23 protein-coding genes are annotated in these 24,813 nt (G+C 71.0%); 6 read left to right on the plus strand and 17 right to left on the minus strand.

The genetic code is table 11. The features are described from left to right. Positions 1-38: 38 nt before the first annotated feature. Entirely contained in the window at positions 39-1,589 is a 1,551-nt protein-coding gene (gene ffh / locus DEJ11_RS11210; RefSeq protein WP_027465889.1) for a signal recognition particle protein, read from the minus strand. 44 nt (positions 1,590-1,633) lie between these two features. After that, complete coding sequence (locus DEJ11_RS11215) at positions 1,634-2,317, minus strand: VOC family protein (RefSeq protein ID WP_111103471.1); 684 nt, start codon at positions 2,315-2,317, stop codon at positions 1,634-1,636. Positions 2,318-2,401: 84 nt separating this feature from the next. Between DEJ11_RS11215 and lipB the strand changes: the two genes are divergently transcribed. Both lipB and lipA read left to right on the plus strand, forming a co-directional pair. Continuing rightward, positions 2,402-3,133 carry a lipoyl(octanoyl) transferase LipB gene (lipB, locus tag DEJ11_RS11220; protein WP_111103503.1) on the plus strand — a complete coding sequence of 244 codons (732 nt, stop codon included), beginning with the start codon at positions 2,402-2,404 and terminating at the stop codon, positions 3,131-3,133. After that, positions 3,130-4,113 carry a lipoyl synthase gene (lipA, locus tag DEJ11_RS11225; RefSeq protein WP_111103473.1) on the plus strand — a complete coding sequence of 328 codons (984 nt, stop codon included), beginning with the start codon at positions 3,130-3,132 and terminating at the stop codon, positions 4,111-4,113. The genes lipB and lipA overlap by 4 nt, the downstream gene beginning before the upstream one ends. 78 nt (positions 4,114-4,191) lie before the next feature. Here the strand turns inward: lipA and DEJ11_RS11230 are convergent, their stop codons facing one another. Further along, positions 4,192-5,217, minus strand: coding sequence for a TerC family protein (locus DEJ11_RS11230; RefSeq protein WP_110859106.1), 1,026 nt, complete (start codon positions 5,215-5,217; stop codon positions 4,192-4,194). A gap of 217 nt (positions 5,218-5,434) precedes the next feature. On the opposite strand from DEJ11_RS11230, the gene ftsY reads away from it, so the two are divergent. Together ftsY and DEJ11_RS11240 are read left to right on the plus strand one after the other, a co-directional pair. After that, positions 5,435-6,304: a signal recognition particle-docking protein FtsY gene (gene ftsY / locus DEJ11_RS11235; RefSeq protein WP_017888268.1), complete on the plus strand. Its 870-nt coding sequence runs from the start codon at positions 5,435-5,437 to the stop codon at positions 6,302-6,304. A gap of 106 nt (positions 6,305-6,410) precedes the next feature. Then, positions 6,411-6,569, plus strand: a complete 159-nt coding sequence (locus DEJ11_RS11240; RefSeq protein WP_017888269.1) for a hypothetical protein — start codon at positions 6,411-6,413, stop codon at positions 6,567-6,569. Positions 6,570-6,665: 96 nt separating this feature from the next. Here the strand turns inward: DEJ11_RS11240 and DEJ11_RS11245 are convergent, their stop codons facing one another. The 7 genes from DEJ11_RS11245 to DEJ11_RS11275 all read right to left on the minus strand — a co-directional run bounded on the left by DEJ11_RS11245 (position 6,666) and on the right by DEJ11_RS11275 (position 15,878). Then, positions 6,666-10,418 carry an AAA family ATPase gene (locus DEJ11_RS11245; protein ID WP_111103474.1) on the minus strand — a complete coding sequence of 1,251 codons (3,753 nt, stop codon included), beginning with the start codon at positions 10,416-10,418 and terminating at the stop codon, positions 6,666-6,668. Between the two features lie 31 nt (positions 10,419-10,449). Further along, a complete protein-coding gene (gene mutM, locus DEJ11_RS11250) occupies positions 10,450-11,421 on the minus strand; it encodes a bifunctional DNA-formamidopyrimidine glycosylase/DNA-(apurinic or apyrimidinic site) lyase (RefSeq protein WP_071405663.1) in 972 nt (323 codons plus the stop codon). Positions 11,422-11,425: 4 nt separating this feature from the next. Next, complete coding sequence (gene rnc / locus DEJ11_RS11255) at positions 11,426-12,151, minus strand: ribonuclease III (protein WP_173034235.1); 726 nt, start codon at positions 12,149-12,151, stop codon at positions 11,426-11,428. A 13-nt stretch (positions 12,152-12,164) separates the two neighbouring features. Further along, positions 12,165-12,368, minus strand: a complete 204-nt coding sequence (gene rpmF, locus DEJ11_RS11260) for a 50S ribosomal protein L32 (RefSeq protein ID WP_017888273.1) — start codon at positions 12,366-12,368, stop codon at positions 12,165-12,167. A 55-nt stretch (positions 12,369-12,423) separates the two neighbouring features. Further along, positions 12,424-12,996, minus strand: coding sequence for a YceD family protein (locus DEJ11_RS11265; protein ID WP_071405664.1), 573 nt, complete (start codon positions 12,994-12,996; stop codon positions 12,424-12,426). Positions 12,997-13,126: 130 nt separating this feature from the next. Then, positions 13,127-13,612, minus strand: coding sequence for a pantetheine-phosphate adenylyltransferase (gene coaD / locus DEJ11_RS11270; protein WP_110863963.1), 486 nt, complete (start codon positions 13,610-13,612; stop codon positions 13,127-13,129). Between the two features lie 37 nt (positions 13,613-13,649). Next, positions 13,650-15,878 carry an ATP-dependent DNA helicase RecG gene (locus tag DEJ11_RS11275; protein ID WP_258375372.1) on the minus strand — a complete coding sequence of 743 codons (2,229 nt, stop codon included), beginning with the start codon at positions 15,876-15,878 and terminating at the stop codon, positions 13,650-13,652. A gap of 97 nt (positions 15,879-15,975) precedes the next feature. Here DEJ11_RS11275 and DEJ11_RS11280 point away from each other — a divergent pair, with 97 nt between their 5' ends. Next, on the plus strand, positions 15,976-16,536 hold the full coding sequence (locus DEJ11_RS11280; RefSeq protein WP_027465899.1) for an RsmD family RNA methyltransferase: 561 nt from the start codon (positions 15,976-15,978) through the stop codon (positions 16,534-16,536). A 93-nt stretch (positions 16,537-16,629) separates the two neighbouring features. Here the strand turns inward: DEJ11_RS11280 and thiL are convergent, their stop codons facing one another. Then, a complete protein-coding gene (gene thiL, locus DEJ11_RS11285; protein ID WP_111103476.1) occupies positions 16,630-17,625 on the minus strand; it encodes a thiamine-phosphate kinase in 996 nt (331 codons plus the stop codon). Positions 17,626-17,649: 24 nt separating this feature from the next. Between thiL and DEJ11_RS11290 the strand changes: the two genes are divergently transcribed. Beyond that, positions 17,650-18,135: a DUF3515 family protein gene (locus tag DEJ11_RS11290; protein WP_111023961.1), complete on the plus strand. Its 486-nt coding sequence runs from the start codon at positions 17,650-17,652 to the stop codon at positions 18,133-18,135. Between the two features lie 9 nt (positions 18,136-18,144). Here DEJ11_RS11290 and DEJ11_RS11295 read toward each other — a convergent pair whose 3' ends face one another. From DEJ11_RS11295 to leuC, 6 genes are all read right to left on the minus strand, one after another. After that, positions 18,145-19,227 (minus strand): D-alanine--D-alanine ligase family protein, encoded by a 1,083-nt coding sequence (locus tag DEJ11_RS11295; protein WP_111103477.1) that lies wholly within the window; start codon positions 19,225-19,227, stop codon positions 18,145-18,147. A gap of 59 nt (positions 19,228-19,286) precedes the next feature. Next, positions 19,287-20,300 carry an NAD(P)H-dependent glycerol-3-phosphate dehydrogenase gene (locus DEJ11_RS11300; RefSeq protein WP_031259730.1) on the minus strand — a complete coding sequence of 338 codons (1,014 nt, stop codon included), beginning with the start codon at positions 20,298-20,300 and terminating at the stop codon, positions 19,287-19,289. Between the two features lie 79 nt (positions 20,301-20,379). Then, positions 20,380-21,129, minus strand: a complete 750-nt coding sequence (locus tag DEJ11_RS11305) for a lysophospholipid acyltransferase family protein (RefSeq protein ID WP_071405671.1) — start codon at positions 21,127-21,129, stop codon at positions 20,380-20,382. Positions 21,130-21,209: 80 nt separating this feature from the next. After that, positions 21,210-22,577, minus strand: coding sequence for a UDP-N-acetylglucosamine 1-carboxyvinyltransferase (murA, locus tag DEJ11_RS11310; RefSeq protein ID WP_111023958.1), 1,368 nt, complete (start codon positions 22,575-22,577; stop codon positions 21,210-21,212). After that, a complete protein-coding gene (leuD, locus tag DEJ11_RS11315; protein ID WP_111103481.1) occupies positions 22,577-23,173 on the minus strand; it encodes a 3-isopropylmalate dehydratase small subunit in 597 nt (198 codons plus the stop codon). Before leuD ends, murA begins: the two co-directional genes overlap by 1 nt. After that, positions 23,173-24,630: a 3-isopropylmalate dehydratase large subunit gene (gene leuC / locus DEJ11_RS11320; RefSeq protein WP_111103483.1), complete on the minus strand. Its 1,458-nt coding sequence runs from the start codon at positions 24,628-24,630 to the stop codon at positions 23,173-23,175. The genes leuD and leuC overlap by 1 nt, the downstream gene beginning before the upstream one ends. Between the last annotated feature and the right edge of the window lie 183 nt (positions 24,631-24,813).

Consider the following 24,813-nt stretch of genomic DNA (forward strand, 5'->3'; position numbering starts at 1 on the left):
CCTCCCGTCCGTCAGGTGGTCGCGATCGCGAGTCGCGACTAGCGACCCAGGAACTTCTGCAGCGACGCGAGCTCTTCCTCGGTCGGTGCCTTGCCGCCCTTGGCGCCCCCGAGGCCGAGGCCGGACCCCTGCGGAGCCTGCTGCGGCGCAGCCGCCGCGCCGGCCGCGAGGGCTGCGCGCTTGGCGGGGTTGCCCACCTTCGACTTCTTCTTGCCGCCCTGCTGCTGCTTCTTGCCGCCGTGCATGCCCGGGATCGGACCCATGCCCGGCATCTGCGGCACGCCACCGCGGGCGACGGTCTTCATCATCTTGGCGGCCTGCTCGAAGCGGTTGACCAGCGCGTTGACCTCGGTGACCGTCGAGCCGGCACCGCGCGCGATGCGCAGACGGCGCGAACCGTTCAGGAGCTTCGGGAGCTCGCGCTCCTGGGGCGTCATCGACTGGATGATCGCCTCGGTGCGGACGATCTCGCGCTCGTCGAAGTTGTCGAGCGCCTCGCGCATGCCCTTGGCTCCCGGGAGCATGCCGAGCATGCCCTTGATGGAGCCGGCCTTGCGGAGCTGCTGCATCTGCTGCAGGAAGTCGTTCAGCGTGAAGTTGTCGGTCGCGATCTTGTCCGCGACCTTGCGCGCCTCTTCCTCGTCGAAGGCGCCCTGCGCCTGCTCGATGAGGGACAGGATGTCGCCGAGGTCGAGGATGCGGCTCGCCATGCGGTCCGGGTGGAACGGCTCGAAGTCGTCGAGCGACTCACCCGTCGACGCGAACATGATCGGGCGGCCGGTCACACTGGCTACCGACAGGGCGGCACCACCGCGTGCGTCACCGTCGAGCTTGGAGAGCACGACACCGGTGAAGTCGACGCCTTCCTGGAAGGCACGGGCCGTGTTGACGGCGTCCTGACCGATCATCGCGTCGATGACGAACAGGACCTCGTCCGGGTCGACGGCCTTGCGGATGTTCGCGGCCTGCTTCATCAGCTCGGCGTCGACACCGAGTCGACCGGCGGTGTCGACGATGACGGTGTCGTACTGCTGGTCGATCGCGGCCTTGATGGCGTTCTTGGCGACCTTGACCGGGTCGCCGACACCGTTGCCGGGCTCGGGCGCGAACACGTGCACGCCGGCCTGCTCGCCGACGACCTGCAGCTGCTGCACAGCGTTCGGACGCTGGAGGTCCGCCGCGACGAGCATCGGGGTGTGGCCGTCCTTCTTGAGCCACTTGCCGAGCTTGCCCGCGAGGGTGGTCTTACCGGCACCCTGCAGACCCGCGAGCATGATGACCGTCGGCGGCTTCTTCGCGAACTCGAGCCGTCGCTGCTGCCCGCCCAGGATGCCGACGAGTTCCTCGTTGACGATCTGGACGACCTGCTGCGCCGGGTTGAGCGCGCGGTTGACCTCGTCGGAGAGGGCACGCTCGCGCACCGATGCGGTGAACGCCTTGACGACCTCGAGCGCGACGTCGGCGTCGAGGAGCGCCCGCCGGATCTCGCGGACGGTGCCGTCGACGTCGGACGGAGTCAGCCGACCCTTGCTCCGCAGATTGCGGAAGGTCTCGGTCAGCCGATCGGAGAGTGAACCGAATTGCGCCATGATCCGTCGATTCTACAAGGCTCCCGCCGACGGCACCGGCCCGTTCACCGCAGGAGGACACCCTCGGTCAGTTCGAGCGGTGCCCCGAGCCCCACGTCGATGACCACCGGCGCGCTCGACGGGCTCCGGTCGCCGGTCGGGAACCAGCGTCGGTCGGGCGACACCAGGATCACGAGACCGTCCACGTCGCCGACCGCCGCGAACGACTCCCCCGGCGGGTTGGCGTAGGGCTCGAGACCGGCGCGTCGCAGGGCCTCGACAGCGCCGAGGACGTCGGGGACGGGGACGCCGACCTCGCTGACGGAGACGAGCGGGACGACGGCGCCGGTGCCGGTGCCGGTGCCGGAACCGTCGCCGGCGCGCCGGGCGCCCGACTCGAGGTCCCGCCGCTCGATGAGCTCGAGGAGCTGCTCGTCGGGCCCCTCGAAGTAGACCGACCGCGAGTTCCAGTTCGGCGGCCCCTCGAACTCGTCCTGGTCGTCCGTACCGAGCACCGTCGTCAGTCCGGCGATCCAGGCCTTGGCCGCGTCGAACGTCCCCGTGGGGATCGTGATCGCCAGGTGCAGGGCTCCGGTCATCTCCGGCAGTTCGCGGAACACGAGGAGCGACGAACCCACCACGACGCGCACCGTGGCGTCGACGATCTCGACCGGACACCCCAGTCGTTCGTAGAAGCGGGCGGTGTCGGAGAGCGATCGGGTGGCGAGCTGTACCTGTCGGATGTCCATGTCCTCATCGGACCATCTCAACCATTGTTGAGGTCAAGCACCCGGTTGTTGGACGCCGTCCAGAAACTGTCGTACGCTCGCCGCATGCCGGAACTCGAGATCGTCCGCCACCACGGCCTGCTCGACTACGCGGACGGCCTCGCCCTGCAGCGGGACCTGCACGCCGACGTCGTCGCCGGCCGCTCCCCCGGGGCCCTCGTCCTCTGCGAGCACCCGTCCGTGTACACCGCCGGACGCCGCACCGAACCGTCCGACCTGCCGACGAACGGCGCCCCGGTCGTCGACACCGACCGTGGCGGACGCATCACCTGGCACGGGCCGGGGCAACTGGTCGCCTACCCGATCGTCCGGCTCGCCGAACCACTCGACGTCGTCGCCTGGGTACGCGACCTGGAGCAGGTCGTCATCGACGCCGCGGCCGCAGTCGGGGTGCACGCCGAACGGGTCGCGGGTCGCAGCGGCGCCTGGGTGCCGGGCACGGACGGCACCCCCGCCGCCAAGGTCGGCGCCATCGGCCTGCACGTCGCCGAGGGCGTGACGAGCCACGGCATCGCGATCAACTGCGACAACGCCCTGGACGCCTACGCCGCGATCGTCCCGTGCGGCATCGCGGACGCCGGGGTCACGACGCTGAGCGCCGCCGCGGCGCACGTGGGGCTCGCTCCCGTGACCGTCGACGACCTCGCACCCCTGGTCGCGCACGGCGTCCAACAGGCCGTCGACGGCATGCACAGCGGCCACCGGATCAGCACGACGACCCCCAGCACCAGCACGAGCACCAGCACCGCGCCCGCCCGACAGGAGACCCTCGTATGACCCTCGCCCCCGAAGGCCGCCGCATGCTCCGGGTCGAGGCCCGGAACGCCGAGACCCCGATCGAGACGAAGCCCGCGTGGATCAAGACCCGTGCCACGCAGGGCCCGGAGTTCCGCGAGCTGTCGAGCCTGGTGCGCGACAAGCAGCTGCACACCGTCTGCCAGGAGGCCGGGTGCCCGAACATCTTCGAGTGCTGGGAGGACCGCGAGGCCACCTTCCTGATCGGCGGCTCGCAGTGCACCCGTCGCTGCGACTTCTGCCAGATCGACACCGGCAAGCCGGAACCGCTCGACCGCGACGAGCCCCGCCGGATCGCGGACTCCGTGGCGGAGATGGGGCTGCGGTACGCGACCGTGACCGGCGTCGCCCGCGACGACCTGCCCGACGGCGGCTCCTGGCTCTACGCCGAGACCATCCGGGCGATCCACGAGCACTCCCCTGGCACCGGCGTCGAGATCCTGGTGCCGGACTTCAACGGGCGACCGGACCAGCTCGGCCCGGTGTTCGACGCCCGTCCCGAGGTCTTCGCCCACAACGTCGAGACCGTCCCGCGGATCTTCAAGCGGATCCGGCCGGCGTTCACGTTCGAACGCTCCCTCGACGTCATCACCCAGGGCCGCGACGCCGGACTCGTCACGAAGTCGAACCTGATCCTCGGCATGGGCGAAGAGCGCATCGAGATCGAGGACGCCCTGCAGCGCCTGTTCGACGCGGGCACGGACATCATCACGCTGACGCAGTACCTCCGCCCGTCGCCCCGGCACCTGCCGGTCGCGCGCTGGGTCAAGCCGGAGGAGTTCGTCGAGCTCCGCCAGGTCGCCGAGCAGATGGGCTTCGCCGGGGTGCTCGCCGGACCGCTGGTCCGGTCGTCGTACCGGGCGGGCCGGCTCTGGGCACGGGCGACGGTGGCCCGCGGCGGCTCGGTTCCGGAGCACCTGGCCCACCTGCTCGACGCGACCCCTGGTCGCCAGGCCGTCTGACGCTCCGGACGACACCCGGACAGACGGGAGGCGCGGTGCCAGCTGGCACCGCGCCTCCTGTCCGTCAGGTGGTGACGACTACTTGGCGTCGGCCTCGACCGACTCCTTCGGCTGGCCGGTCGGGGTGAGCCCGCGCTCCTGGCGGCGCTTCGAGACCACCAGCGACGCAGTCGTGGCGACCGCGATCGTCAGCGCGATGAAGCCCAGCGAGAACCAGATCGGGATCTCCGGCGCCCACTCGATGTGCTCGCCGCCGTTGATGAAGGGCAGCTCGTTGACGTGCATGGCGTGGAAGACGAGCTTCACACCGATGAACGCGAGGATGACGGCCAGGCCCTGACCCAGGTAGATGAGGCGCTCGAGCAGCCCGGCGATCAGGAAGTACAGCTGCCGGAGACCGAGCAGCGAGAACGCGTTCGCCGTGAACACGATGAAGGCGTCCTGCGTCAGCCCGAAGATCGCGGGGATCGAGTCGAGCGCGAAGAGCACGTCGGTCAGGCCGATGGCGACCATGACGAGCAGCATCGGGGTGAACAGCCGCTTGCCGTCGACGCGGGTGGTCAGGCGGTCGCCGTCGTAGTGGTCCGAGGTCGGGATGATGCGCTTGAGGATCCGGATGAGCCGGGATTCACCCTCGCTGCCGTGGTCGTTGCCGCTGCGGGCCTGCGACCAGGCGAGCCAGAACAGCAGCGCACCGAACAGGTAGAAGACCCACGAGAAGTTCTCGATGATCGTGACGCCGAGGGCGATGAAGACACCGCGGGCGACGAGCGCGATCGCGACGCCGACCAGCAGGACCTTCTGCTGGAACTCCTTCGGCACGGCGAAGCTCGACATGATGATGAGGAAGACGAAGAGGTTGTCGACCGACAACGCCTTCTCGGTCAGCCAGCCGGCGAAGTACTCGCCACCGGCCTGCCCGCCGCCGAACACCAGGATGCCGATGCCGAACAGGATCGCCAGCCCGATGTAGAAGGCCGACCAGAACGCGGATTCGCGGATGTGGGGCACGTGCGGCGTGCGGACGTGCGAGTAGAAGTCGAACACCAGCAGCGCGAGGATGCCGGCGATCGTGATGAGCCAGACGAAGAGTGGGACGTCCACGGTTTCCTTCAGGTAGGGCGCGCCGCTGATGTGCGGGTACGCCGAGGCCTGAAGGTCTCTTCCGTCGCTCGGCACCGGAACCGGTGTCGCACGACCGGCGCCCCGGGGCCGGATCGTTCCGGACCGTACTGACGGGGTCACCGAGAGGGAATACTCCCCTTCGTGATCCCGAGCATACCGGGCACAGCGGACATGTGCCGCGCTCTAAGCTGGGAGCATGGCGAGTTCTTGGTCACTGTCCACACGGCTGCGCGGCCTCTTCCAGCGCAAGACGATCGACGAGACCACGTGGGAGGACCTCGAGACCGCCCTCATCGGCGCCGACTTCGGGCCCGACATCTCCGAGGAGATCATCGAGGACCTGCACGCCCGCGTCGACCGGTACGGCACGACCGACCCCGCCGACCTGCAGCGCATGCTCCGCGAGGTCCTCGAGGAACGGCTCTCGAAGCTCGACACCACCCTGAAGCTCAGCGCGCGGCCCGCCGTGGTGCTCGTCGTCGGGGTGAACGGCGTCGGCAAGACCACGACGATCGGCAAGTTCGCCAAGTTCCTGAAGACCTACGACCGCACGGTCCTCGTCGGCGCGGCGGACACGTTCCGCGCCGCGGCGGTCGAGCAGGTCGCCACCTGGGCCCAGCGCGCCGGGGTCGACGTCGTCCGTCCGTCGCAGCCCGGGCAGGACCCGGCATCGGTGGCGTACCAGACCGTCGAGAAGGCGATCCGCGACCAGACCGAGATCGTCGTCATCGACACGGCCGGGCGTCTGCACACCAAGGCCGGCCTGATGGACGAGCTCACGAAGATCAAGCGCGTGGTCGAGAAGCAGACCGAGATCAGCGAGGTCCTGCTCGTCCTCGATGCGACGACGGGCCAGAACGGCCTCGCACAGGCTCAGGCCTTCATCGAGGGCGCCGGTGTGACCGGCCTCGTCATCACGAAGCTCGACGGCTCGGCCAAGGCCGGGTTCGTGCTGAGCGTGCAGGAGAAGACCGGCATCCCGATCAAGCTCATCGGGCAGGGCGAGGGCATCAACGACCTCACGGGCTTCACCCCGCACGTGTTCGTGCAGAACCTCGTCGGCTGAGCGAACGCGGTCTCGTCGGCTGAGCGAACGCGTCGGCACGCCGAGGAGTAGCGTCCCTGACGGTCCGGGCATCTGCTCGGTCTCGTTCCAGGGATAGGAGACCCTCATGCCCGCACTGCTGATCATCGCGATCATCGTCGGCCTCGTCCTGCTCTTCAGCGGCATCTTCGTCGGTGCGCTGAAGCTCCTGCTCTGGGTGGGCATCGTGCTCATCCTGCTCGGGATCATCGGCTGGCTGCTCCGGACGATCCGCGGTCGCGCGTAGCGACCCGGCGTCCTGTCCGGACGCACCTGACAGAACGGGAGGCGCGGTGCCAGCTGGCACCGCGCCTCCCGTCTGTCGTGGTCGCGACCAGGGCGCCTAGGCGACCGCGTCCGCCGGCTCGCGCTTCTGCACCCGCTGGCCGACGACGGCCGAGACGCCGTCCTGCCGCATCGACACCCCGTACAGTGCGTCGGCGATCTCCATCGTCCGCTTCTGGTGCGTGATGACGATGAGCTGGGACGACTCGCGGAGCCGCTCGAACACGGTCAGCAGGCGGCCGAGGTTGGCGTCGTCGAGTGCCGCCTCGACCTCGTCCATGATGTAGAACGGCGACGGCCGCGCGGTGAAGATCGCGACGAGGAGCGCCACCGCCGCCAGGGACCGCTCGCCGCCGGACAGCAGGGTCAGGCGGTCGATCTTCTTGCCGGCGGGCTTCACCTGCACGTCGATCCCGGTGCCGAGCAGGTCGGTCGGGTCGGTCAGGTTGATGGACCCCGAGCCGCCCGGGAACAGGATCGGGAAGATGACGTCGAACGCTTCCTTCGTGTCGTTGAACGCGGACTCGAAGATCGTCTGCATCTTCGTGTCGAGCTCGTCGATGATCGTCAGCAGGTCCGTCCGGGTCTTCTGCAGGTCCTCGAGCTGCTCGGCGAGGAACGCGTGCCGCTGCTCGAGCGCCTGGAACTCCTCGAGCGCGAGCGGGTTCACCTTGCCGAGCTGTCCGAGGTCGCGCTCGGCGGCCTTGAGTCGGCGCTCCTGCTCGGCACGGACGTAGGGCACGGTCTCGACGTCGGCCGGGTCGATCTCGTCGGACGTGTCGAACTCGGGCAGCGCCGGGCCGCCGGGCAGCGTGGACTCCGCGTCGACGAGCGCCAGGTCGTCGGTGCTCGTCTCGGCGTCTTCGTGCGCGTGCGAGTCCGTGTCGGTGTCCGCGCGGTCCGGTTCGGTCACGCCCGCGGCTTCGGCCGCGGCGACCGCAGCCGCGCGCTCCGCCTCGCGGTGCTTCCGCGCGCGCACCCGCGGGTCCACGAGCACGTCGACCGGCACCGGCACGTGCGGCCCGTACTCGGCCACCAGCACGGCCTCGGTCAGCCCGAGCTCGCTCTGCGCCCGGTCGAGGACGCCGGACACGTGCAGCTTCTTCTCGTAGATCTCCATCTCGAGCGAGTGCACGCCGTCGGTGATGGTCTGCAAGCGGTCCCGGAGCTCGCGCTCCTCGTTGCGGATCGTCTGCAGCTCGGTGTTGCGCTTCGACCGCTCGGCTTCCTCCGTCGCCAGCTGCACCCGCGCTTCGGCCAGCGAACGGTCGACCGCACCGAGCACCCCGGGCAGGTCGGCGAGGACGGCTTCCGCGGTCCGGATCTGGCCGCGTCGGATGACGGCGAGCCGTGCGGCCTCCTCGGCGGCGGCGCGCTCCGCCTCGAGCTGGCGTTCGAGCTGGTCGGCGCGGTTCCGTTCGGCGCGCACCCGCTCGCGCACGGTCTCGACCTGGATCCGCTGCTCGACCTCGGCGGCACGTGCGGCTTCGAGCGCGTCCTGCAGCGCGGGACGCTCGGACGCGTCGACCACGGGACGCTCCTGCTCGGTGAAGGCCCCGTGCGCCGACTCGGCCTCGGCCAGCACCGCCTCGGCGGTCTCGACGGCGCCGTCGGTCTCGGCCAGCGCGGCACGCAGCCGTTCGACCTCGGCCGCCGCGTTCTCCGCCTTCGCCCGCGTCGACGCACTCGTGCGGTCGTACTCGGCCTTCGCCCGCGTGTACGCGCGGGACGCTGCGTCGGCCTCGTCCGCACGGCGGCGTGCGTCCTCGACGGCACTGCGTGCGGCCTGGAGGCCCGTGGCCGCGTCCTCGGCGTCGGTCGCGATCGCGTCGCGGCGCGTCACGGCGTCGTCGCGCTCCGCGACGAGCTCGATGCGCGAGGTCACGCGCTCCCCGCCGCCGGTCACGCGGACCGCGCGGACGAGGTCGCCGGACCGCGTGACCACCGTGGCGTGCGGGGCGGCCGTGAGCACCGCCTCCAGGTCGAGGTCGTCGGTCTCCGCGACAAGCGTGTCCCGCAGGATCGACGCGAGCGCCGGCGGTCCCTGCACCAGGTCTGTGGCACGGCGGACGCCGGCCGGCAGGGTCTCGGGCAGGGCGGTGGTGACGGACGCGGCGTCCGCGACGACGACGTCGATCCGGCCGAGGTCAGCAGCGCGGGCGTGGTCGACGGCGTCGAGCGCTGCACCGCGGTCGTCCGCGAGGACGGCGTCGGCGAGTCCCTCGAGCGCGGTGGCGATCGCGGCCTCGAACCCGGGCGACACCGTCAGGCTGTCGGCCAGGCGACCGACGATGCCCGCGCGACCGGCGTCGATCAGGGCCTGCGAACCGTCGCGGACCTCGATCGACATGCCGAGTGCGGAGACCCGGGCGTCGAGGGCGTCCCGCTCGCGTTCGAGGGTGTGGAGGCGGTCGCGCTGCTCGTCGCGCGTGGTCTGGGCCCGTTCGAGCTCGGCGCGCGCCTGCTCCAGGGTCTGCGCCAGCGCGGACTCGTCGACGCCCTCGGACGGGTCGACACCGAGTTCGGCGAGGGCCGCCGCGGCACGCTCGGCACGCTCCCCGGCCTCGGCCAGAGCCCGCTCCCGCCGCTCGCGGTCGGCGACGGCGGAACCGCGCTTCGACCGGGCGACGTCGACGGCGCTGGCGAGCCGCTGCGCCTCGAGGTCGTGCTGCGAGACCCGGGCTGCCTGGGCGGCGATGCGTTCGTCGAGGGCGTCCAGCGCGGCGCGTGCGTCCTGCACCGCGCGGGCGGTCGTCGCCGAGCCGCCCTGCATCTCGTCGGCGCGGGCGGCGAGACGGTCGGCCTCGGCACGGACCCCGGCGACCTGCTCCTGGGTGACAGTGGGCCCCTGCTGCGGGGCGTCGGCCTGCTGCGCGAGGAACATCAGGCGCTGGTTCGCCAGGCTCGACAGGCCGCGGAGGCGCTCCTGCACGCTCTCGAGCCGGTGCACCACGGTGCGGGCGCGGTCGACGTCGTCGCCGACCATGCTCTGCTCGACGTGCTGCTGGCGCACCCGGGTCTGGTCGAGCCGCTCGGTCAGGACGATGCGCTCGGACTTCCGTCCCGCCTCGACCTCCTGGTGGTCGTGCAGCTCGCGGCGCAGGCGCACCACGTCGTCGGCCAGGATGCGGGCCTTGGCGTCGCGGAAGACCGCGGCGACCGACTGGGCCTTGCGCGCGACCTCGGCCTGGCGCCCGAGGGGCTTCAGCTGCCGCCGGATCTCACCGGCCAGGTCGGACAGGCGGGTCAGGTTCGTCTGCATCGCGTCGAGCTTGCGGAGGGTCTTCTCCTTGCGACGGCGGTGCTTCAGGATCCCCGCGGCCTCCTCGATGAAGCCGCGGCGGTCCTCCGGGGTTGCGTGCAGCACCTTGTCGAGCTGCCCCTGCCCGACGATGACGTGCATCTCACGGCCGAGGCCGGTGTCGCTCAGCAGCTCCTGCACGTCGAGCAGACGGCAGTTCTCGCCGTTGATGGCGTACTCGCTGCCACCGTTGCGGAACAGCGTGCGCGCGATCGTCACCTCGGAGTACTCGATCGGCAGCAGGCCGTCGCTGTTGTCGATGGTCAGCAGCACCTGGGCGCGACCGAGCGGACCGCGGGTCGAGGTGCCGGCGAAGATGACGTCCTCCATCTTGCCGCCGCGCAGGGTCTTCGCCCCCTGCTCCCCCATCACCCAGGCCAGGGCGTCCACCACGTTCGACTTGCCGGAGCCGTTCGGGCCGACGATGCACGTCACGCCCGGCTCGAACGCGAACGTCGTCGGCTGCGCGAAGGACTTGAACCCCTTGATGGTCAGGCTCTTCAAGTACATGCGGTCTCCGGATGCTCTGGTTGGCGTCAGGCTAACGCGTGCGGGCGCGGGGACGGGGTTGGCACACGGGGCAGATGTGGCTCGACCGGTTCATGAAGGCCTCGCGCACGATCGTCGTGCCGCAGCGCGGGCACGGCTTCCCCTGCTGCCCGTAGACGTTCAGGCGCTGCGAGAAGTACCCGGACTGCCCGTTGACGTTGACGTACTGGGCGTCGAAGCTCGTGCCGCCGTCCTCGAGCGCCCGGCGCAGGATGGCACGGACCTCGTCGAGCAGCCGACGCAGGTCGGCACGGGTGAGGCGGTCGGCGGCGCGGTCGTAGTGCAGTTTCGCGGCCCAGAGCGACTCGTCGGCGTAGATGTTGCCGATGCCGCTCACGACGCCCTGGTCGAGCAGCACCCGTTTGATGCCGCTCGAACGCTTCCGCGCCATCGCGGTGAACCGGTCGTCGTCGAACGCGGGGTCGAGCGGGTCACGGGCGATGTGCGACACCTGCCCGGGCACCCACCGACGCCACACGGCATCGGGGTCGATCGCGTCGACCTGCCCGCCGAACCCGGCGGGAGCACCGTCGATCGTCGGCACCATCGCGTCGATCGCCATCGAGCCGAACGTGCGCTGGTCGACGAACTCGAGTTCCACCGGGGGCTCCGCCGCACCCGAGCGGTCGGTGCCCGCGGGTTGCACGTCGATGAGGATGCGCCGGTGCTTGGCCGCCGGTCGACCACGGCCGAGCAGGATCTGCCCGCTCATGCCGAGATGGGCGACGAGTGCCTCGGGGCGGTCCCCGTCGTGCTCGGGCTGCAGCGGCATCCACAGGAACTTGCCCCGGCGGACGGCGGCGGCGATCGTGCGACCGGTCAGTCGGTCGGCGAAGTCCTCGGCAGGGCCGTCGTGCCGGGTGAGGGCACGGTCGTCGACCACGTCGACGTGCAGGACCCGCGCGCCGCTGACGGCGGGTTCGAGGCCGGCGCGGACGACCTCGACCTCGGGGAGTTCGGGCACGCGGTCAGGCCGCTCGGCCGGACAGCCGGGTCCAGGCGTCGAGCGCGGCGGCCATCTCGGCGGCCTTCTTGCTCGACCCGGTGCCGGTGGCGATGTCCTCGCCCTGCAGGACGACCGTCGCCATGAAGGTCTTGTCGTGGTCCGGGCCGGTCTCGGTGACGCGGTACGCCGGGTTGCCGAGCGAACGACTCGAGGCGAGCTCCTGCAGGCTCGTCTTCGGGTCCATCGCGGCGCCGAAGCGGTCCGGGTCGATCATGAGCGGTTCGACCAGGCGGAGCACGAGTTCGGTGGCCGGGTCGGGGCCGGCCGACAGGTACGTCGCGCCGATGACGGCTTCGACGGTGTCGGCCAGGATCGACGACTTGTCGCGCCCGCCGGTCTGTTCCTCGCCCTTGCCGAGGCGCAGGTAGCGGCCGAGCCCGATCATCCGGGCGATCTCGGCCAGCGCCACGGTCGACACGAGGCTCGCCCGACGCTTGGCGAGGTCACCCTCGTCGAGGTCGGGGAACGACCGGTAGAGCTTCACGGTCACGGCCTGGCCGAGGATCGAGTCCCCGAGGAACTCGAGGCGCTCGTTGTGCTTGATGCCCCCGTGCTCGTAGGCGTAGGAGCGGTGCGTCAGGGCGAGCTGGAGCAGCTCGAGGTCGATGTCGGCCCCGAGGATGCCCTGCAGACGAACGACGTCCGGCCCCGCGGGGCGAGACCCCGCAGCGCCGGACGTTGTCGTCATGCGTTCGGTCCGATCAGACGTCGGCGACCTTGCGGCCCTTGTACTCCATGTACAGGGGCGTGCCGGCCGAGTCCTCGACGACCTTCGCGCGGTGCGGGAGGCTGTAGGTGACCTGACCGTTCTCGATCGTCTTCACGAGCTGGATCGGCGTGGCCTTCCACTGCGAACGACGGGCGTGCGTGTTCGCACGGGACTGCTTGCGCTTGGGAACGGCCATGGTGAATCTCTTTCGGTTGGTCGGTGGTCGGTACGGGGGCTGGCGGTGTCGGGACCTACTCGGTCTCGGCCCGCTCCTCGCCCTCGGTGGTCTTCGGTGCGGTGGTGTCACCGTCGGTGCTGTCGTCGAGCTCGATCGCGCTGAGCGCTGCCCAGCGGGGATCCAGCACCTGACGAGCGGGCTGCTCGCCGAGGTCGGCCAGACGCTCGCCCGTCACCGGGTCGAGTCCTGGGCAGTCCGGTCGGCAGACCGGCTGGAACGGCAGCGACAGCACCACCGCATCTCGAACGACCTGTTCGGTGTCCACGTGGTCATCGCGAACGAAGAAGTCGAAATCCTCCGAGGCATCATACGCGAACAGCTCGGCAAAATCGACCTCGATCGGTTCGCTGATGTCGATGAGGCAGCGCGAGCACTCCCCCGTGGCGTCGGCCGAAGCGTGTCCGGACACGAGGACGCCCTCGTGCAGGCCTTCGAGTTTGACGTCGATGTGCAGTTCGGCACCCTGTCGGACGCCGATCAGACCGGCCCCCATCGCGTCGGGCACCTCGATGTCGAGCGAGTGCTCGCGCATCTCACCCGGCCGGTGCGCGAGGTCGCGCACGCGCAGGGCGTAGGGGCTGTTCACGGGGGAAGACACGATCGACAAGCCTAGCGCGATCGGGGCCGAGAGTCGAGGTGGCGACAGGCGTGTCCGGACGCGGTGGGGCGCAGTGCGCGTGCTGGGCGGACTGGGCGGGCGTGCTCAGCGGGTGTGCTCAGCGGGCCGCGAGCGCGTCGGCGACCGTCTTCGGCACGTAGGGCGTGACGTCACCGCCGAGGGACGACACCTGGCGGATCAGCGAGCTCGACACGTGCGCCCGCGACGCCTCGGGCAGCAGGAACACCGTCTCGACGTCGGCCAGGTGGCGGTTCATGATGGCCATCGGGGTCTCGTACGCGACGTCCTCGCCGGACCGCACGCCCTTCACCAGGACCTTCGCCCCGACCTGCCGGCAGTAGTCGACCAGCAGCCCGGACGTCCACTCGCCGACCGTGACCGTCTCCGGCGCGCCGACCTCGACCAGCGAGTCCTTGATGAGCCGAACCCGGTCGACCGCCTCGAACATCGCCGGCTTCTTGTCGGGGTTGTGCACCACGAGGACGTGCACCTCGTCGAAGAGCCCGGCCGCGCGGCCGATGACGTCGAGGTGCCCGAGGGTGACGGGGTCGAAGGAACCGGGGACCACCGCGATCTGCGCCATGGCAGCGACGATACCGCGCGGGCCGTCGGGCTCCGGGTCAGTTCTTGCCGAGGAACGCCGCGTCGGACTCGTCGAGACGCCGGGCGAGGGCGTCGCGGAGGGCCGGGGACCCCTCGAGCTCGGGATCGGGTTCGAGCACGCGCTCCGCTTCTCCGCGCGCGTCGACGATGAGGTCGGCGTGCTCGACCACCCGGAGCAGGTTGAGCGAGGAGCGACCACCGGACTGCCGTTCGCCCAGGACGTCGCCCTCACGCCGGAGCTCGAGGTCGACCCGGGCGAGCTCGAACCCGTCGTCCGAGGCGGCCACGGCGTCGACGCGCTCGCGCGAGGTCGTCTCGAGCTCGGCCGAGGTGACGAGCAGGCAGACCCCGGCCCACTGCCCGCGACCGATGCGGCCACGGAGCTGGTGGAGCTGCGAGACACCGAACCGGTCGGCGTCGAGGACGGCCATCATCGCCGCGTTCGGGACGTCGACGCCGACTTCGATCACGGTGGTCGCCACGACCACGTCGAGGTCGCCGGCGGCGAAGGACGTCATCACGCGGTCCTTCTCGTCGGCGGTCATCCGGCCGTGCAGGACCGCGATCGAGCGCCCTTCGAGCACGGGCATGGTGCGCATCCGCTCGGCGGTGGCGAGCACGGTCGCCGGCGCACGCTTCGGGGCGTCGTCCTCGCCCTCGGCCGGCTCCGGCTCGCCGTCGTCCTCGGTGTGGGCGTCGTCGATGGCCGGGCAGACGACGAACGCCTGGCGGCCCTTGGCGAGTTCCTCGGCCATGCGTGACCAGATCCGGGGTTCCCACCCGGGGTGCTCCGCCAGCGGGACCGTGAAGGTCTCGACGCCGGCGCGCCCCGACGGCATGCCCGTGATGGTCGAGACGTCGAGGTCGCCGAACACCGTCATCGCGACGGTGCGCGGGATCGGCGTCGCGGTGAGCACGAGCACGTGCGGCGGGGTCGTGCCCTTGGTGCGGAGGGCCTCGCGCTGCTCGACACCGAAGCGGTGCTGCTCGTCGACCACCACGAGCCCCAGCTCGGCGAAGTCCACCCGGTCGCCCAGGAGCGCGTGGGTGCCGACGACCAGCCGTGAGCTGCCCGACGCGGCGGCGAGCAGGGCACGGCGCCGTTCGTCGGTGGACTGCGACCCGGTCAGGATCACCGGTCGGAGCTCGGCGGCGAGGTCCGGCCCGAGGAACTTCACGATGGAGCGCAGGTGCTGGGCCGCCAGCACCTCGGTCGGGGCGATGAGCGCGGACTGGCCGCCGGACTCGGCCACCGTGAGCATCGCCCGGATCGCCACGAGGGTCTTGCCGGACCCGACCTCGCCCTGGATCAGCCGGTGCATGGGCCAGGTGCGGGCGAGGTCCTGGTCGATGTCGGCACCGACGGCCCGCTGGTCGTCCGTCAGCGTGAAGGGCAGGGTGGCGTCGAAGCGCTCGAGGATGCCACCGGGGGTGGCCACGCGCGGGGTCGCCGCGGTGCGACGGGCCGCGATCCGGCGCTGTACCAGGGCGGTCTGCAGCACGAACGCCTCGCGGTAGCGCAGGGCGTCCTGCGCGCGCTTGAAGTCCACGACCTTCTCGGGGCGGTGCAGCAGCTCGAGGGCACGGCGGAACGGCACGAGGTCGAGCCGGGACCGCGCGGACGCCGGCACCGGGTCGGGCAGGTCCGGCAGGGTGTCGAGGACGATCCCGATGGACTTCGCGATCTGCCACGAGGTGAGCGAGGCCGTCGCCGGGTAGATCGGGATCGGCTGGCGCGACCACCGGATCGCTTCGTCGGAGCCGGGCTCCGCCGTGGCGCGAGGGTCGTCGGGGTCGAACAGCTCGTAGTCCGGGTGGGCGAGCTGCCGGGCACCCCGGTAGTCGCTGACCTTGCCGGAGAAGATCCCCCGGGCGCCGGGGACGAGGTCCTTCGTGCGCCACCCCTGGTTGAAGAACGTGAGGGTGAGCAGGCCCTTGCCGTCGCCGATCTTCGCTTCGAGGATCGAGCCGCGGCGCGCGCGCATGGTGCGTTCACGGACGTCGACCACCTCGGCCACGATGGTGACGGGTTCGCCGATCGCGAGCGAGTCGAGGGCGGTCAGTGCACCACGCTCGGCGTAGCGGCGGGGCGCGTGCTCGAGGAACTCCCCCACCGTGCGGTAGCCGAAGGCCTTCTCGATCGCGGTCGCCGTCCGACCGCCGAGCACGTTCGCGAGCCGCGCGTCGAGCGGCGCCGGACCGAGGTCGGGCGCGGCCGGCGCAGCGGGGGTTCCGGAGGTGACCACGCTCCAACGGTACCGGGCACGACCGACCCCACCCGTGCCTCCCGAGCGGCCTGTGGAGAACACCGGACCGCACCCGTCGGGCCGATACGGTGGCTGCATGACCCGCATCATCGCCGGCGCCGCCGGCTCCCTGACGCTCCGGGTGCCGAAGTCCGGCACCCGCCCGACGAGCGACCGCGTGCGCGAGGCGCTGTTCTCGTCGCTCGAGGCACGGGGGCTCGTCGAGGCCACGTCGGTGGCCGACCTGTACGCGGGGACGGGCGCGCTCGGGCTCGAGGCGGCGTCCCGCGGTGCGGCCGAGGTCGTCCTGGTCGACCGGGCGTCCGCCGCCGCGCAGGCCTGCCGGGCGAACGCGAAGGCCGTGCAGCAGCGGGTGCCGGGCGTCCGGATCGACGTGCAGCCGCAACCGGTGCTCGGGTACCTGCGCGGGACCGTCCGCACCTTCGACCTGGTGTTCATCGACCCGCCCTACGACGTCACGGAGCACGAGCTCGCCGAGGTGCTCGAGGCCCTGGCGCCGAAGCTGACGCCGGATGCGGTCGTCGTGGTCGAGCGGAGCAAGCGCTCCCCTGAGCCCACCTGGCCGGCGGGGCTCGCGCCGTTCAGCAAGCGCAGCTACGGCGAGACCGTCGCGTGGGAGGCCGTCGCCGCCGGCTGAGGCGCTCTGCGCGTGTGCACGCGCTCTGCGACGGTGCACCTGTCGAACGACGCGTGTTCTGTCGCCACACGGTGGTGCACCGACCGGGCCCGGTCAGCCGGCGGCACCGTCCCAGTCGGCGTAGGGGTCCCAGCCGGTCGTCGGCACCGCGGCACCGGCGCGCAGCACGTCCGCGTCGCCGCGCTCCCGCACGACACCGATGCGCCGGAAGCCCCCGGGCAGAGCCGCGCCTGCCGGGAACGTGGCGAGCAGTCCGTGGTCTTCGCCACCGTGCAGCGCGACCTCGTCGAGGTCGGCGGCGGCATCGAGTTCGAGCGTCACCCGGCTGGCACGGGCGAGCCGACCGGCGTCGATCGCCAGGCCGTCGGACAGATCGAGCATCGCGGTGGCCCCGGCCTCAGCCGCGAGCGGCCCGTCGGCGATCGGGGGCACCGGGCGGCGCTGGCGGCCGACGTCGGGGTCGACGTCCGCGCCGCTCGCCAGCGTCGCGGCACGGTCCGGCTCGCCCCGGTCGTCGACGCCGTCGCGGAACAGCCGGGACAGCCCGCGCGCGGCACGTCCGAGCTCGCCGGACACCGCGAGCACGTCGCCGACGGTCGCACCCGACCGGAGCACGGGCGCGCGGCCCAGCAGGTCACCGAAGGCGGTGACGGCCACCGTGAACGTCGCCGAGGTGGAGAGGTCTCCCCCGACGACCCCGCACCCCGGCGCGAGTGTGTCGACGGCGAGCCGGAAGCCGTCGGCGATGCCCTCGAGGACGGCCACGGGGGTGTCCTGCGGTGCGGCGAGGGCGATCACGAGGCCGCTCGGTACAGCACCCATCGCGGCGACGTCGGAGAGGTTCGTGGCGGCCGCCTTCCAGCCGATGTCCGTCGGCGACGACCACGCCCACCGGAAGTCCGGCCCGTGCACCATCATGTCCGTCGTCACGACGAAGCGGCCGTCGGGGGCGGCCACGACCGCGCAGTCGTCTCCGGGGCCGAGGATCGGCGTCCCTGCGGGTAGACGGCTCGTGATCCGGTCGAGGACGACGAGTTCACCGAGCTCCCCCACCGTCGGTCCGGCCCAGGCGTCGTCCGTCGCATCCACACGAGAACGGTAGCCTGGACGGCGATGGACACCGCGCGCCGCACCCCTCGGACCCTCGCGATCGTGGGGGCCGTGATCACCCTCGCCGCCGGGCTGACCGGGTGCACGAACGCCGTGTCGATGTCCGCCGCCCCGTCGGCCAACGCAGCGGCGTGCGCGGCCGTGCAGGTCCGACTGCCCGCGACCGTGGACTCGAAGTTCGACCTGCGGAACACGAACGCGCAGGCGACCGCTGCCTGGGGTGACCCCGAGGTGGCGATCTACCACTGCGGTGTCGCCGTCCCCACCGTGTCCGACCTGCCGTGCTTCTCGCAGGGCGGCGTCGACTGGATCCGCGACGACCGCGGCGACCAGGTCGTCTACACGACGTTCGGTCGGTCACCGGCCGTGCAGGTCGTGGTCGACTCGACGAAGACCACGTCATCGGTCGTGCAGGAGCTGTCCGACGCCGTGTCGTCACTGCCCAAGGACGGACACGAGTGCCTCGACCCCGCCGACGTGCAGGGCTGACCGAACTGGTCAGCGGACGGCGGCTCGACCCAGCTCGATGAGCTCCGTGATCAGCTCGCCGTAGGACACGCCCGACGCCGCCCAGCAGCGCGGGTACATCGACAGCGGCGTGAAGCCCGGCATCGTGTTGACCTCGTTCACGACGAAGCCGTCGTCGGTCAGGAAGCAGTCGACACGGGCGAGCCCCGAACCACCGATGGCCTCGAACGCGCGGGCACCGATGGAGCGGATCTCGTCGGTCTCGTCGTCGGTCAGCGGTGCCGGGCAGAGCAGCGACTCGTCGCCGCCCAGGTACTTCGAGGCGAAGTCGTAGAAGCCGTCCTCGGCCACGACGATCTCGCCCGGCAGGCTCGTGCGAGGCACACCGTCACGGCCCTCGAGCACGGCGACCTCGACCTCGCGGCCGACCACGCGGGGCTCGACGATCACCTTGGAGTCGTGCTCGAACGCCAGGTCCATGGCGGCGCCCAGCTGCGAGGGCTCGTCGACGCGTGAGACGCCCATGCTCGACCCGGCGCGGGCCGGCTTGACGAACAGCGGCCAGCCGTGCGCGGCGATCGTCTCGGCGACGTCCACCGGGTCGGCCGCCCACTGCCGACGGAGCACCGTGGTCCACCGTGCGACCCGCAGCCCGGCGTGCTCGAGCACGGCCTTCGCGACGTGCTTGTCCATCGCCAGGGCGCTCGCGAGCACGCCGTCGCCGACGTACGGCAGCCCGGCGATCTCGAGCAGGCCCTGGATCGTGCCGTCCTCGCCGAAGGGGCCGTGCAGGATCGGGAACACCACGTCGACCGGGATCGCGGTGACCGTGCCGTCGGGGTGGGACACGACGAGTTCGTTGGTGGCCGGCGAGGTCGGGAACGCGATCCGCGTGCCGTTGTCGGGCACGGTCGGCAGCGCGCCGTCGCGGATGGTCCACTGCGCCGGGTCGTCCGACTGCAGCGTGAAGGCACCGTCCTGGGTGATCCCGATCGGCACGAGGTCGTACTCGGCCCGGTCGACGACGTCCATGATGCCGCCGGCGGTCACGCAGCTGATCTCGTGCTCGCTCGAGCGACCTCCGAAGAGCACGGCGACGGTGGTCCTGGGCATGGGGGTTCCCTCGGGGATCGTGGGCACGGGAGTCCCTTCGTGACTCGGTGCGGGACCGGTCACTCGCCCTGCGGCTCGTCGGTCTCGGTGAGGTGCGGCGCGATGTTGCGCGGATCGAGCCTACCGGCGAGGACCTCGCCGACCTGGCTGACGATGGGCATGTCGACGCCGTTCGCCGCGGCCAGCTCGAGGATCGGGGCGACCGAGGCCAGCCCCTCCGCCGTCTGGTTCATCTGGCGGACGACCTCGTCGAACCGGTAGCCCTGGCCGAGCAACCGCCCGGCGGTGTTGTTCCGCGACAGCGGCGACTGGCACGTGGCGATGAGGTCGCCGAGGCCCGCGAGCCCGGACAGCGTGGACGACTGCGCGCCGAGCGACACCGCGAAGTCGGTCATCTCGGCGAGGCCGCGCGTGATGATCGAGGCCTTGGTGTTCTCGCCGTAGCCGACCCCGTCGACGATGCCGATCGCGACGGCGATGAGGTTCTTCAGCACGCCGCCGAACTCGGTGCCGATGACATCGGTGTTGATGAACGACCGGAAGTAGGGGTTCGTCGCGACGGCGGCGACGTCGGTGGCGGTCTCCAGCGAGGACGACGACACCACGGCGGCGGTCGGCTGCCGACGGGCGATCTCGAGCGCCAGGTTCGGGCCGCTGGCCACGGCGATGCGGTCCTGGTCGATGCCGAGGCCCTGCAGCAGGACCTCGCTCATCCGCAGACCCGTGCTCTTCTCGACGCCCTTCATGAGGCTGACGACCGGCACGTCGGCGGGCAGCAGCTCGCGGATCGCGGCGAGGTTGGAGCGCAGGGTCTGCGAGGGCACCGAGACGTACACCTGCGAGGCGCCGTCGAGCACGCGCTCGAGCGACGTCGAGGCGGTCAGGGTGCGGGGCAGGTTGATGCCGGGCAGGTAGTCCGAGTTGCGCTTGGTCTCGGTGATCTCGCGGGCGACCTCGGGGCGTCGTGCCCACACCACGGTGGACGCACCGCCCTCGGCCAGCACCTTCGCGAACGTGGTGCCCCAGCTACCGGCACCGATCACGGCCACCCGGGGCTTGTCGGTCGACTGCATGACCACCCGGATCGCGGCGGTGTCGAAGGCCCCAGGAGCCGCGGCGGCGGGGTCGGGTCGGTCGTCGTGGGGTCGGAGGTCACTCAAACCGGCCGGTCTCCTTCTGGTTGTTCGCCGCCGGGTCCCAGCGGGTCGCGGGTGCCCGTTCGCCACGGAGCACCTCGAGCAGCGCGGTGATCTCGCGCATGACGAGTTCGGTGGCCTCGCCGAGCATCTGCTGGTCGATCTGCCGACCGCGGTACGCCGACAGGTCGACCGGGTCACCGATGATGACGTCGACGCGGGACGGCGGGAACAGCCGGAGCTTCTTGCCGTACCTGGCCATGATGTTCTGCGTGCCCCAGTGGGCCATCGGGATGAGCGGCACGTCGTTCTCGAGCGCGATCCGCACCGCGCCCGTCTTGCCGCGCATCGGCCACAGGTCGGGGTCGCGGGTGAGCGTGCCCTCGGGGTAGACGATGATCGCCCCGCCCTGCTCGACCAGGGATCGGCCCCCGCCGAGGGGGTCGCTCAGGCGCGTCCGGCCGGAGCGCTCGACCGGGATCTGTCCCATGCCGGACATGAGCTTGCCGACCACCGGCACCTTGAACAGCGACGCCTTCGCCAGGAACCGCGGGGCCCGCTTCGAGATGTACACGGCGGTGCCCACGACCAGGGGGTCGATGTTCGTGAAGTGGTTCGGTGCGAGCACGAACGCGCCCTCGGCCGGCAGGCGGTTCGGGCCGTGCCAGTGGTAGCGCGCCGAGAACCGGAACGTCGGGATGACGATCGAGGCGACGATCCGGAACGCGGTGTTCAGCTCACCGCGGCGCCACCGGCGCCCACGCACGGGGAGGCCGGTCGTGACCTGCGCGTCGGAGCCGCCACGGGCCTCCAGACCTTCGCCTTTTCCTTCTGCCGGCACTGTGCCTACCCAGCGAAGTCGAAGTCGGCGCCGAGCTTGCGCAGCTTCGGGATGAAGTGCTCGTAGCCGCGGCTGATGATGCCGACGTTGGTGATGTGCGACTCGCCGTCGGCGGTCAGCGCCGCGATGAGGTGGCTGAACCCGCCGCGCAGGTCGGGGACGCGGACGTTGGCGGCGTGCAGCTTCGTCGGACCGGTGATGACGGCTGCCTGCTCGAACGGGCGGCGGGCGACACGGCGGTCGTGGCCGGGCAGCCCCTCCTTGTGCACGACGATGTCGGCACCCATCTCGTTCAGGGCGTCGGTGAAGCCGAAGCGGTTCTCGTAGACGGTCTCGTGCACGATGCTCTGGCCGTCGGCCTGGGTCAGCGCGACGATGAGCGGCTGCTGCCAGTCCGTCATGAAGCCGGGGTGCACGTCGGTCTCGATGACGACGGGCTTCAGGGTGTCCAGCTCACGGTAGAACCGGATGCCGTCCTCCTGGATGTCGAACCCGCCGCCGACCTTGCGGAAGACGTTGAGGAACGTCATGAGCTCCTGCTGGTTCGCGCCCTCGACGAAGATGTCGCCGTTGGTGGCGAGCGCGGCGGAGGCCCAGCTCGCGGCCTCGTTGCGGTCGTTGATCGCACGGTGCGTGTAGCCGCGGAGCGACTCGACGCCCTCGATGAAGATGACGCGGTTCGGCTCGACCGAGACGATGGCGCCCATCTTCTGCAGGATCGCGATGAGGTCCATGATCTCGGGCTCGATCGCGGCGTTCCGCAGCTCCGTGACGCCCTTGGCGAGGGTCGCGGAGAGCAGGACCTGCTCGGTGGCGCCGACGCTCGGGTACGGCAGCTCGATCGAGGCGCCCTTCAGGCCGTCCGGGGCCGTCAGGTGGATGCCGTTGACCTGCTTGTCGACGACCGCACCCATGGCACGGAGGGCGTCGAGGTGGAAGTCGATCGGACGGTCGCCGATGCGGCAGCCGCCGAGGTCGGGGATGAACGCCTCGCCGAGCTTGTGCAGCAGCGGACCGCAGAACAGGATCGGGATGCGGCTCGACCCGGCGTGCGCGTCGATCTCGGCGAAGTGCGCCGACTCGACCCGCGACGGGTCGAGGATGAGTTCGCCTCGTGCAGGATCGGTGATGCGCACGCCGTGCACCTCGAGCAGCCCGCGGACCACCTTGACGTCGGAGATGTCCGGCACGTCACGGAGGATCGACGGGGTGTCACCGAGCAGCGACGCCACCATGGCCTTGGTCGCGAGGTTCTTCGCCCCACGGACCTCGATGCGCCCCACGAGCGGCTTGCCCCCGCGGATGACGATCTCGTCCGACTTGAGGCCCACGCGCGCCCCTGCGGCCGCTGCGTCCTGTACGAGAGAGTTCACTACTTCACCGGCAATGTCTTCGGCCGCCAACTGGAGCGGCGGGATTCGAACTCCGTGATCGAGGTCTCGTCACGGAGGGTGAGCCCGATGTCGTCGAGCCCTTCCATCAACCGCCAACGAGTGTAAGCGTCGATCTCGAAGGGGACGTCCACATCCCCCAGCGACACGCGCTGCGTCACGAGGTCGACCGTCGCCTCGATGCCCGGGTTCGCCTCGATGGCGGCCCACAGGCGCTCGACCTCCGGTTCGGTCACGATCGCCGTGACCAGGCCCTGCTTGCCGGCGTTGCCCCGGAAGATGTCCGCGAACCGGGGCGAGATCACGACCGAGAAGCCGAAGTCGCGGAGCGCCCAGACGGCGTGCTCGCGGGACGAGCCGGTGCCGAAGTCGGGCCCGGCGACGAGCACACGGGCACCCTGGTAGCGCTCCTGGTTGAGCACGAACGAAGGGTCCTGCCGCCACCCGGAGAACAGGGCGTCCTCGAAGCCGGTCTTCGTCACGCGCTTCAGGTAGACCGCGGGGATGATCTGGTCGGTGTCGACGTTGGACCGCTTGAGCGGCGCGGCGATGCCGGTGACGGTGGTGATCTTGTCCATCAGAAGGTCCCCTCGGTGGCGGTGGCGGACGTCGCCGCCGCGATCTCGTCGTCGGTCTCCAGGTCCCACGGGCTGGACAGCGTGCCGCGCACCGCGGTGGCCGCGGCGACGAGCGGCGACACCAGGTGCGTGCGGCCGCCCTTGCCCTGGCGCCCCTCGAAGTTGCGGTTCGAGGTGCTCGCGCAGCGCTCCCCCGGAGCCAGCTGGTCCGGGTTCATGCCGAGGCACATCGAGCAGCCGGCGAACCGCCACTCGGCACCGAACTCCTTCATGACGACGTCGAGCCCCTCAGCCTCGGCCTCGAGCCGGACGCGCGCGGAGCCCGGAACCACCATGACCCGAACACCCGGCGCCTTCTGCCGGCCCTTGATGATCGACGCGAAGGCCCGCAGGTCCTCGATGCGTGAGTTCGTGCAGGACCCCATGAACACCGCGTCGACGGCGATGTCCTTCATCGGGGTGCCGGCGGTGATGTCCATGTACTCCAGGGCGCGGCGTGCGGCGGCCTGGTCGTTGGGGTCGCTGTAGGTGGCCGGGTCCGGCACGCTCTCGGACAGCGAGACGCCCTGGCCGGGGTTCGTGCCCCAGGTGACGAAGGGCTCGAGCTCGTCCGCGTCGATGAACACCTCGGCGTCGAACACGGCGTCGTCGTCGGTGGCGAGGGTCTCCCAGTACGCGACGGCGTCGTCCCAGTCCTGGCCGGTGGGCGCGTGGTCGCGGCCCTGCACGTAGTCGTAGGTGGTCTGGTCGGGGGCGACCATGCCGGCGCGGGCACCGGCCTCGATCGACATGTTGCAGATGGTCATGCGGCCCTCCATCGAGAGCGCACGGATGGCGGAGCCGCGGTACTCGAGCACGTAGCCCTGGCCTCCGCCGGTGCCGATCTTCGCGATGACGGCCAGGATGATGTCCTTCGCCGTCACCCCCGGGCGCAGCGTGCCCTCGACCGTGATCGCCATCGTCTTGAACGGCTTGAGCGGCAGGGTCTGCGTGGCGAGGACGTGCTCGACCTCGGACGTGCCGATGCCGAACGCCATCGCGCCGAAGGCCCCGTGGGTGCTGGTGTGCGAGTCACCGCAGACCACGGTGATGCCGGGCATGGTCAGGCCGAGCTGCGGACCGACCACGTGGACGATGCCCTGCTCCTTGTCGCCCAGGGAGTGCAGCCGGACGCCGAACTCCTCGCAGTTGCGACGGAGGGTCTCGATCTGGATCCGGCTCGTCGGGTCCGCGATGGGGCGGTCGATGGCGAGCGTCGGGGTGTTGTGGTCCTCGGTCGCGATCGTCAGGTCGAGGCGACGCACCGGTCGCCCGGCCTGCCGCAGGCCGTCGAACGCCTGCGGACTCGTCACCTCGTGCACGAGGTGGAGGTCGATGTAGAGGAGGTCGGGGTTGCCGTCCTCGCCCTTGACCACGACGTGGTCGTCCCACACCTTCTCGGCGAGCGTCTTTCCCATGAGCTCAGCCCTCCTCGTCCTCGTCGTTGCGCCGCGACCGCGGCGCGATCAGGCGACTCTACCATTGGTATACCAACGCGCGGCACCCCGCCCGCCGCGGGTCCGTCACCCCGCCGTCGCAGGCCCGTCACCCCGTGGCGACACGGCATGGAGGCCCGTGGCGACTCCCCGACACCTGTCGCG

It is taken from the genome of Curtobacterium sp. MCLR17_058 (assembly GCF_003234705.2).
Classification (GTDB): domain Bacteria; phylum Actinomycetota; class Actinomycetes; order Actinomycetales; family Microbacteriaceae; genus Curtobacterium; species Curtobacterium flaccumfaciens.